Consider the following 5,455-nt stretch of genomic DNA (forward strand, 5'->3'; position numbering starts at 1 on the left):
CGCCTAGCCGCCGCCGTCCCGCCCGGAGCCGGCGCCGGCGCCGCCCGTCCCGCGTACAACTCCGGTGGCGCGGTCACCACCTGGCAGGACGGCAGCCTGTACCTCACCGGCGCCGACGGCAGCCCGTTCTACGCCCGGGACCTGCTCGGCTCCGGCAGCCTCCTGGAGGTGCGACGGGCCAGTGACGGCCAGCGTTACTGGCACGAGTGGGACGCCGGCCCGAGCGGCCTGTACGGCGACCCGCTCGCCCGGGGAACGCGGACGTTCGGTGTCGAGTCCGACGGGGCGACCTGGTCGGACCACGCCCACGGCACGATCCGCGACGTGCTGGTCCGCGAGGGACGCACGACCCTGAACAAGGGCCTGGTGCGCGGGGAACGCCAGGAGGACGGGTCGTGGCGCTGGTACCGGTACAACCCCGACGGCCGGCTGATGGCGCAGGGCATCCGCACCCGCGACCTGCGCGCGCTGACCGACCTGACACCGGCGGGCAACCCGGGGCCCGCGCCGTACGCCCAACGGCAGTACCGGTCGGTGAACTCCTTCAAGCACGCCCTGCACTACCGCGAGCACAGCCTCGTGCCCGACGGCACCGGCGGCAATCAGGTCGACCACACCTACAAGGAGATCTCCACCCAGGCGAAGGACGTCGGTCGCCTGGAACCGGTCACCGGCGGCCACACGTTGAAGATCACCCGGTGGGCCGAGCAACGCCCGCCGCAGTTCCTCTGGCAGGACCCCGACGCCATCTCCAACGCCGCCTACCGCCAGATCGCCCGCTTCTTCGGCTCGAAATGGGGCCAGGTCGACTTCGCCCAACCCGGCGCGACCTTCGCCGACAGTCGCTACCAGGTGTACCGGTGGAAGGAGAAGGCCGGCGTCCACCACCGCACCGCCCCGAACGTCGCCCGCGGCGTGCGGGTGATGACACCCGACGGCTCGTTCGCTGACTTCACGGGCGACGGTCACTTCGTCCGCGGCGAGATGAAGCTCGAGAACGGCCACACCGTCAAGATCGGCGCCGCGGCGGCCGGCGGCTGGCAGTCGCTGCAGGGCAACCTCCCCACCGGTGCCCCCCGGACCCTGACGTGGACGGAATCGGGCACCACGCCGGCGCTCACCGGGGAACGGCACCTGCTCGGCGGCGGGCCCGCCTGGATCGACACCATCCAGCCCGGCGGCCCCCTCACCCCGAAGATCATCGTGCGCCACACCGACCCCAACGGGAACGTCGTGTCCTACCTGGGCACCCACCAGCCCACGTACACCCCGACCGCCGCGACGCCCTTCACCCCCACCGGCACCGAGACGACGATCACCCGCAACACGATGGGCGAGATAGTCGCCCGCACCGACGCCTTCCCGGCCCCCACCGCCCCCGCGACCACCGCCCCCGCGACCACTGCCCCCGCGACCGTCGCCGTCACGGGCAGCGGCACCCCCACCCGGGGCACGTCCTGGACCTGGAGCGACGGGACGAACGTCGGCACCCGCATCAGCAGCCGCAACCACCAGTGGACGGGCAGTTGGGACGACTCCTACCGCGACTACCAGCGCGTCGGTGGCGTGCAGACCCGTATCCGCGACATGCGCTCCCTGAAGAAGGGCAGCGGCCTGTTCGCCTGGCGCGACCCCGCGACCAGCACCTGGCAGTCGCAGCTACGCAACGCCGACGGCGTCCCGACCGGCGTCCCGGCCCAGCGCCAGTGGCGCTCCGCCGACGGCCGGACCTGGCAGCCCGACATTCCCACGGGCACCGCGATGACGGACTGGCGCGACCTCGACGCGGCCGGCGACGTCGTGCGCGAACAGGCCGGTGGCCGGGTCCGCGAGTACACCACCCCCCGGCCGACCCACCGGCCGGGCGGCTACGGCAGCTGGCGGGAGTACGACCAGGGCGACGTGTTCCGCGAGCGCACCGAGACCGCGCCGGGCTCCGGGGTCTTCCGGGAGTCCGAGAAGTTCCACAAGCAGTGGCGGGAGACCGACGCGGGCGGCCGGCTGCTGCGTTACCGCACCCTGTCCGGCAACGTCTGGGAACGCGGCCCGCTCGGCCGCCTACGGCTGCTGCCCGGCACCCCGCGGACACTCGTCGGCCGCGAGTTCGAGTACCGCGGCACCCTCAACCAGTTCCGCGGCTACGACCGGATGTGGCGGGAGTCGAACCGGCTGCAGTACACGGCGACCGACGGACTCGCCGGCACGTTCGTCTCCCGCTCCCGGGTGATGTTCCAGAAGGCCGCCATCGAGTACGGCATCGAGTTCGGCATCGACTCCGTGGCCCGCCTGCTCGCGACCACCGGTGTCAACCGCGCCCAGGTGTCGGGCCTGGACTTCGCCCGGGTCTTCACCGCCGCCGCGATCACCGCGCTGGTCAAGACCGCCAACAGTGTGCTGCACGACGTGCAGGGCACACCGCTGAAATCCTGGAAGGACGGCCTGGCCAACGTCGACGGCGGCAAGCACTACACCCGCAACCCCTACAACCACGACAAGCACTGGGACAACGAGTGGGCCGGCCCGGAGAACCCGCCGCGCTGGCGGGGCACGGTCTACGACTACGTCCAGGGCACGCTGATGATCGGCATGCTGGCCTCGTTCGTCGCCACGTCCTCCACCTCGGCGATCTACGGCATCCCGAAGGACTTCATCCCGCTGCGCGGGCGGGACGCCGCGACCGCCGGTGGGGTGGCGCTCGCCGGCAGCCTCGTCTCCGGTCTCGTCCTGGGCCTGGTCCGCACCCTCGCCGTCTACCTCAGCTCCGGCCGCTTCTTCCACCGCGCCGGGTCCGCCGACCTCGCGCTGACCTTCGCCATCCGGGTCGCCGAACGATCCCTGGCCCTGCTGATGCTGCGCGCCGCCGGCCTGCGCCCCGCGACCCCGCCAAGCCTCTCCGGCGGCGGTCAGTAGGAGTGCGCGGCAGCCCGCGACGCGATGTCGATCGCCTGGGTCACAAACCTGGTTTCGGTCTCCTCGAGGATCCCAGCGGCCAGCGCGTCCCGCCAGGGCCCGATCGCGGAGTCGAGGTAGGAGGCACGGTTCGCCGTGGGAATCTCGTTGACGGCCGCGCGGACGGTTTCCAGGCCTTCCTCGCCCCGGCCGGAGAAGATCAGGCAGTCCGCGAGGTCAAGCAGCTTCCAAGGCAGGTCCGTAGAAGCTCGGCCGGGTGTCGCCACGCTGGCTCTGAGTTCGTGGACGGTGAAGCGGGCCAGTCCTTCCAGCCGCTCGAAGTACGCGCGGGCCGCCGCTCGACTAACGGGATCCTCGCCCGCGAGAAGAAGGGTGATCCGAGCTTCGTTGAGCCGCGGGTAGGTGTCGTTTCCATTGAGTTCGGTGGCTTTTCGATAGGCGTCGCGCGACTGTCTCAACAGGACGGTGTCGAAATCTCCATCGCCGCGCCGGGCCTGTCTGCGCAGCAGGCCGCCGAGAGTCGACCAGGTCTCATGATCTTCCGGACTGATGCTGACGGCCCGCCGGAACGCGTCGGCGGCCTCGGTGAGCTGTCCGCCCTTGCCGAGAACCACGCCGAGCTCCCGCCAGGCCGGTCCGGAGTCGGGCCGCAACCTGGTCGCGGTACGAAAGGCGGACGCCGACCGGCTGTAGTCCTCAGCGCTGTTCGCCGAACTCGCCAGCGCGCGGCCCAGCTCGAAGTGGGCGCGATGGTTCGTGGGGCTGTGCCGCACGGCTCGGCTCAGTATTTCCACCGCGTCGTCCGGTGACCGCCGCGCGAGCTCAATGATTTCCTCGGCCTGCTCGTCCCGAAGCCGGGCGATCTCCTCGCGGAGCCCGTCCAGTTCGGTTCGGGCGATGGTGATTCTTTCGCTGTTGCGGCGGACCGGACTGTCGATGTGGCCGGGGGCACGTAGCCCGAACGCAGCGGCGGCGACGATGTCGGTCACGGCGGAACGCAGTTCGCCGGGCCGCGAGCCGTACGGGATGATGCGATTTCCGCCTACATTGAACTTCGGATGATCGTCGATATCCTGGGTCACCAGGATCGTCACGCCGTCCCGACTCGCCCAACGCACGCCCAGTTCCAGGAAGACGTTCGCGTTGTTACCCGAGAGGTCGGCGATGTAGACATCCGCGGCGAGCGCCTCCGCGAACATCGAATCGTGGATGGGGGCGCTGACCTTCTTCTCGTCCTCGATGACCAGATCCGTGGGTCTATCCAGCTGTTCGGCCAGCCGGCGCGCGACCACGTCGAACAGCTCGCGACGAATCTCCTGGACATCCGCCCACGCCGCGCTCGTGCCCATGGTCGAGAACGGCATTGCCACGAAGATGCGGATCGGCGCCTCCCCCATGGGCGAAGCATATATCGATGATCAAGCCGCGGCGGGGGCCCCGGCGGCGCCTCGCCACCGCGGCCGTGCGGTGAACCCGTCGGTCCGCCGGCGACCGGGGCGACGGTCACGGTAAGAACCCACGGAGCTGCTCTCCCCGATGCTCCACCACGCTCCGTTGCCCGGAAGTTCTCGCCGCGCGTGGTGAACTCCGGGCGCCGCGCGGCGCGTGCATCCGACAGAGCGGGTTGTGCGGCGGTGCCGGCCGGCCCGCGCACCGGGCGGAAGGAGTGCAGGGTGGTCGCGGGCTCCGAGGCGGGGATGGACGATGTCCAGGCGGCGCGCTGGCACAGCCTGCTGCTGCGCCTCGCCGGGCGGTTGCCGGACGACCTGGTCAGCGAGGCCCGGGCGTGGCTGGCCGCCGGGCTGTTCCTCGACGTCGCGCAGGCGGTCGCCTTCGCCGTCACCGCCGGGAACGTCGGCGTCGGCGTCGGCGAGCTGGTGCTGGTCCGTGACGAGCTGGCGGCCGCGGGCCACGACGGGCACATCGTCGCCGCGCTCGATGCCCTGGAGGCGGGCCCGCTGGAATCCGACGTCCCAGGTTCGGACCCGCTGGAGCCGCGCGCGCCCGACCGGGACGACGCCGGCGGGGCGGGGCAGGCCGGCGACGCCGGGCCGCTGGCCTGGGATTTTCACTCCGTCGAGCCCGCCGGTGCCACGGCGGCTGCGGTGCTGCCCCTGGACCTGAGCGGGTCCGCGGCGGCGACCGGCTCCGATGCGCCGGCGGACGTCGACGCGACGATGGTGGCCGCCGTCGAGGTCGAACCGACCGCGGTCGGGCTGTGGCGTGCCTGGCGGGCACCGGCGGGCGGCGCGCCCTGGCCGGCGCCGAAGCGGGTCTACGTCCTCACCGTCGACCCCGTGGCCTCCGGTGACCGGGCGCAGGTGTGGCCGGTGGCCGTGGCCGACCGGCTCGGCGCCGCGCTGGACCTGGCCGGTGAACCCAGCCCGCAGGTCGAGGTGTGCCTCGCCGGCGTCGAACCACCGCCGTATCAGCTGTTCGCCCGGTCCTGCGGCGCACTGCTGTGGGCCCGCGAGCCGGGCCCGCCGTTGACGATCGCCCGGGTCTTCGACGAGGTCGACCCGGTCGCGGGCCCGCTGTTCGCCGC

At 72.0% G+C, this 5,455-nt stretch carries 1 protein-coding gene and 2 pseudogenes; 2 read left to right on the plus strand and 1 reads right to left on the minus strand.

The features are described from left to right. Nucleotides 1-2,910 (plus strand): annotated as a pseudogene (locus MXD58_RS18845) (hypothetical protein); the annotation flags it as partial. On the opposite strand, the gene MXD58_RS18850 reads toward MXD58_RS18845, so the two are convergent. Beyond that, a complete protein-coding gene (locus MXD58_RS18850; RefSeq protein WP_248837662.1) occupies nucleotides 2,904-4,307 on the minus strand; it encodes a tetratricopeptide repeat protein in 1,404 nt (467 codons plus the stop codon). The pseudogene MXD58_RS18845 and the gene MXD58_RS18850 overlap by 7 nt on opposite strands. 276 nt (nucleotides 4,308-4,583) lie before the next feature. Here MXD58_RS18850 and MXD58_RS18855 point away from each other — a divergent pair. Next, nucleotides 4,584-5,455: pseudogene (locus MXD58_RS18855) on the plus strand (hypothetical protein); the annotation flags it as partial.

This window comes from Frankia sp. AgKG'84/4 (assembly GCF_023242965.2).
GTDB lineage: Bacteria > Actinomycetota > Actinomycetes > Frankiales > Frankiaceae > Frankia.